Source organism: Streptomyces sp. 150FB, from assembly GCF_000818195.1.
GTDB lineage: Bacteria > Actinomycetota > Actinomycetes > Streptomycetales > Streptomycetaceae > Streptomyces.
In genome coordinates, this window is record NZ_JTHL01000001.1 from 5,808,836 (window position 1) to 5,813,557 (window position 4,722).

A 4,722-nucleotide genomic window follows, 5' to 3' on the forward strand; every position below is an offset into this window, starting at 1 on the left:
TACCGCGGTCCCACCACCCCGCTCGCCGCCGAACGCGCCCGCCAGGCGCGCATCGCCATCGTCGGCCCGGTCACCGAGCGCTGGGCGCCCGAGCAGGCGGGCCCCGTCCACGAGAACTGGCAGCTCGCGCCGCCCATCGGCCCCTCCACCGACCTGTGGGCGCTCGGCGCGCTGCTCTACCGCGCGGTCCAGGGCCACGCCCCGTACCCCGAGGAGAACGCCGCCGAACTGGTCCAGCTCGTCTGCGCCGAGCCGCCCGCCTTCGCCGAGGAGTGCGGCGCGCTGCGGCCCGTCGTCGAGTCGCTGCTGCGTCAGGACCCCACGGAGCGGCCCGACTTCGAGGAGCTGCGCGGCTGGCTGCGCTCGCTCGTCAGGTCGGCGCCCGAGCCCGAGGCGGGCGCGGACATCGTGGCGCTGCCGTCCATCGACGGGCGGCTGCCGATAGTGCGCCGCAAGGGTGAGCTGGTCCGCAGGCGCCGGCGCGGCGAGATGGGCCGCCACCGGCACAAGAACAAGAACAAGAAGAAGAAGGAGATCAAGGAGAGCAGGGCCCGCAGGGACACCGACGTGCGCGAGAGCCAGCGCGCGGTGTCCCCGGAGGGGCGGTACGTGGGGCCCGGCGCCGCCGAGTTCCGCGAAGAGCCCGCCCGGCAGGAGGAGTACGACCGTACGGAGCAGTTCGAGCGGTACGAGGAGCCGGGACGGCCCGAGCCCGCCCGTGCGCGGGGTTCGCGTCACCTCGGCCGTACGCTGCTGATCCTCGTTCTGCTGCTGCTCGTCGCCGGGGTGGTGTACGCCGTGATGTTCCTGCCCAAGTCCGGGGAGGAGCAGGGCGCGAGCACCGGCGACACGGGCTCGGGCGCGTCCGCGGCGCCGGTGACACCCGGCGCGAGCAACGGGGCGCCCGCCCCGGCTGCCTCGTCGAAGGACGGCTCAACCGCGCCCGGCAGCGCGGGCTCCGCCACTCCGCAGGAGACCGTACCCGCGTCGAACCTTCCCGCCGGATACGTGCTGCGCAAGGACAGCGAGGGCTTCCAGGTCGCCGTGCCCAAGGACTGGCAGCGCCGCCCCATCAACGACAGCCAGCAGATCCGTTATGTCAACGGCGCCTTCCAGCTCATTGTCGTCCCCGGCCGGGACAGCGCGGCGGACATGGGCAACGACCCGATGAAGTATCAGCTCGACAAGGAACCGGAACTCGCCCCTTACCGGAGTTCGAGTTGGGCGACCTCGGGCAATCTGCTGCGGATCGACGTCGGTCAGATGGCCACCGCCGAGGGCCTGTTCACCTGGCAGGACAGCAACGGCGGCGAGATCGCCGTACGCAACGTCGCGATGATAATCAACGGCCGTTACCACATTCTCCAGGTCATGGGCCCCAAGGGTGAGGGTGACAAGGTGAAAGAGATCTTCGAGCTGGCCAAACCGTCCTACAAAGTGACCCGCTGACCATCACAGTGCGGTTTCCGTCGGCCACCCGAGGTTCCGCATGCCCACCCCACCTCCGTAACCTGTCATCCCAAGCAACTGGGCGGGGGACGTGGAACATTCACAGAGCACGGGCGCGGGTCAGGTGCTCGCCGGGCGGTATCTGCTGGGCGAGCCCATCGGCAGTGGCGGTATGGGCAAGGTGTGGCGCGCTCATGACGAGCTGCTGCACAGAACCGTCGCCGTCAAGGAACTGACGGCGGGGCGCTACGCCTCCGAGGCCGACCGCGCCGTGCTGCACCAGCGGACCCAGAAGGAAGCCAGAGCGGCGGCCCGGATCACCCACCCGGGCGTGGTCACCGTCCATGACGTCCTCGAACACGACGACCGGCCGTGGATCGTCATGCAGTACGTCGACGGCCCGTCACTCGCCGACGCGGTCAAGGAGACCGGCCGGATCGACGCCGGCGAAGGCGCCAGGATCGGCCTCCAGGTTCTGGGCGCGCTGCGCGCCGCACACGCGGCGGGCGTGCTGCACCGCGACGTCAAGCCGGGGAACATCCTGCTCGCCCGCGACGGCGGAGTCCTGCTCACCGACTTCGGCATCGCGGCGATAGAGGGCGACTCGACCATCACCAGGACCGGTGAACTCGTCGGCTCCATCGACTATCTGGCGCCCGAGCGGGTACGCGGCAGCGACCCCGGACCCCCGTCCGACCTGTGGTCGCTGGGCGCCTCGCTCTACATGGCGGTGCAGGGGATCTCGCCCTTCCGCCGCAACTCCGCGCTCTCCACCATGCAGGCCGTCGTCGCCGACGAGCCGCCGCACCCCGACAACGCGGGCTCACTCGCCCCGGTGATCGCCGCGCTGCTGACGAAGGATCCGGCGGTACGGCCCGGGGCCGTCGAGGTCACGCGGATGCTGCGCGAGGTGATGGAGGGGCGTACGGCACCGGAGACGGCCACCCGCGCGCACACGCGGGCGTACGGCTACGGGTCCGGCACCGGCACGACCGGCTACCAGAGCTATCCGTCGGGCTCGCGCACGACGTCGGGCCGCCCGTCGGGCGTCCCGTCAGCCGCTCCGTCAGGCGGCATCCCGTCAGCCACCTCGTCGGGCGCCACCCCGTCAGCTCCGCCCGCCGGAGCACACACGCCCGTCCAGCCCCCGCGGTCCCCGTCGCAGTCACACTCCGGGTCGCAGTCCGGGTCTCAGTCCGGGCCTCCGCTCAGGACCGGGGGACGCGATCAGCGCGACACCGACCCCGGACAGTTGCCCGCCGAAGTCCCGACGCCCTGGCCGACGTCCGGGCCAGGACACGCGGCCGTATCCACGTCGACGCCGACCACGTACGGTCAGGCGGCGACCATCAAGGATCGCCGCCGCTTGCGCAAGGCGCTCCTGGCCGTCCTCGCGGCGGCGGTGGTCGGCGCCGGAGCCGGGTTCGCGGCGATGGAGTACGGCGGGAGCGGCGGCGGGACCGCCGAGGGACGGGACGGCGGCGGCCCGGTGGACGCCTCCGCGTCCGAGGGCGGCCAGGGCCAGTCACCCCCGTCGGGCCCTTCGCCGAACGGGCCTTCGGTGCCCGACGGGTACCAGAGGGTCCATGACCCCGCGGGGTTCAGCCTGGTCGTCCCCCAGGGCTGGAAGCGCGAGATGACCGGCGAGTCGATCGACTACACCCCCGACGGCGGCAACCACCTCATCCGGATCAGCATCGACGAGAACCCGGACTTCCCGACCCCGGAAGACCATATGAAGGACATGGAGAAGGGGCTGTCGGTCCTCAAGGACTACTCCCAACTCCAGCTCGGGCACTACAACTTCCGCGACCAGCCCGAGTCGGCGCGCTGGGAGTTCACCTGGTACCAGACGGAGAAGGACGGCATACCGGGGCCACGGCACGCCATCGACCACATGTATGACACGGACGACAACGTGGAGTGCGCGATCTACATGTCGAGTCCCGCGAGCGACTGGGCGGTGACGGAGCGGCAGTTCGAGACCGTGCTGCAGAACTGGCAGCCGCCGGACGCCGGTTGAGTCCGCACACCCCGCGCCTGCGCCCGACCCCCGGACTCCCCGGACCTCCGGACAAGCACGACGACCGACCATGAGTGAGAGGGAGCACCAGTGCCGGACGAGCACCGGCGACCCGCCGACGGCCGGCTCATCGCGGGCCGCTACCGGCTGAGGGCCAGACTGGGACGCGGTGGCATGGGCACCGTGTGGCAGGCGGAGGACGAACTCCTCCACCGGCTCGTCGCCGTCAAGGAGTTGCACGGCGTACGCGAGGGGCACGGCGTCGGCGGACAGCCGGGGGCGGCCGATGTCGCCTCCCTGCGCGAGGCGCGCGCCGTCGCACGCGTCAAGCACCCGCATGTCGTGGTCGTCCACGACGTGGTGGAGGAGGACGGCGCCCCCTACATCGTCATGGAGCTGGTCGAGGGCCCGTCCCTCGCCGAACGGCTCAAGGCGGGTGGCCCCTTCGACGTGCCGGAGGCGGCGCGGATCGGTCTCGCGCTGCTCGGCGCGCTGCGCGCCGCTCATGGCTTCGGGGTGCTGCACCGCGACCTCAAGCCCGCCAACGTCCTGATGGAGGAGTCCACCGGACGGGTCGTGCTGACGGACTTCGGCATCGCGCGCCTGGTCGAGGCGACCTCGCGCACGGAAGCGGGCTCGTTCGTCGGCTCGCCCGAATACACCGCACCCGAGCGGATGATGGGCGGCGACCAGGCAGGCCCGGCCTCCGACCTCTGGTCGCTCGGCGCGCTGCTGTGCGCGACGCTGAGCGGCAGGTCGCCGTTCCACCGCGACTCGCTGGCCGGGGTGCTGCACGCGGTGGTCGAGGACGAGATCAGACCGCCGGCCGCTGCCGAGCCGCTGCTGCCCGTCGTACGGGGGCTGTTGGAGCGCGACCCGGCGCGCCGGCTGGAGGCGGCCGAGGCGGAACGGCTGCTCCGCGCGTACCTCACCGACGGTGCCGTCCCCGAGGACGAGCGGCCCGAACCGGTCGCGGAGGTCGTCCCGGTCGCCGTCCCGGCCGCTCGGGAGCCCGTACCCGCCCTCGAACCGGAGCGCACACCCGAGCACGCCCCCACACCCCAGACCGTGCCCGCTCCCGCGCGCCGCGTGCACCGCGCCCGCAGGGTCGCGCTGGTCGTCGGCGCCGCACTCGTCGTGATCGCGGCCGCGACGCTGGGCCTCGCCGAGCTGGGCGGCATCGGCATCGGCAGCGGCACGGGCGCCGGCGAGAACACCGGCCCGGACACGGCGGCCGGTGGGCGCCCGGT

General features: G+C 72.4%; 2 protein-coding genes and 1 pseudogene. All 3 read left to right on the top strand.

The annotated features are described in order from the left end of the window. Window positions 1–1,449 (top strand): annotated as a pseudogene (locus QR77_RS49085) (serine/threonine protein kinase); the annotation flags it as partial. A 91-nt stretch (window positions 1,450–1,540) separates the two neighbouring features. Beyond that, window positions 1,541–3,472, top strand: coding sequence for a serine/threonine-protein kinase (locus QR77_RS25115; protein WP_040024365.1), 1,932 nt, complete (start codon window positions 1,541–1,543; stop codon window positions 3,470–3,472). 174 nt (window positions 3,473–3,646) lie between these two features. Then, a partial coding sequence (locus QR77_RS47510; RefSeq protein WP_173476452.1) for a serine/threonine-protein kinase occupies window positions 3,647–4,722 on the top strand: 1,076 nt, incomplete at its 3' end.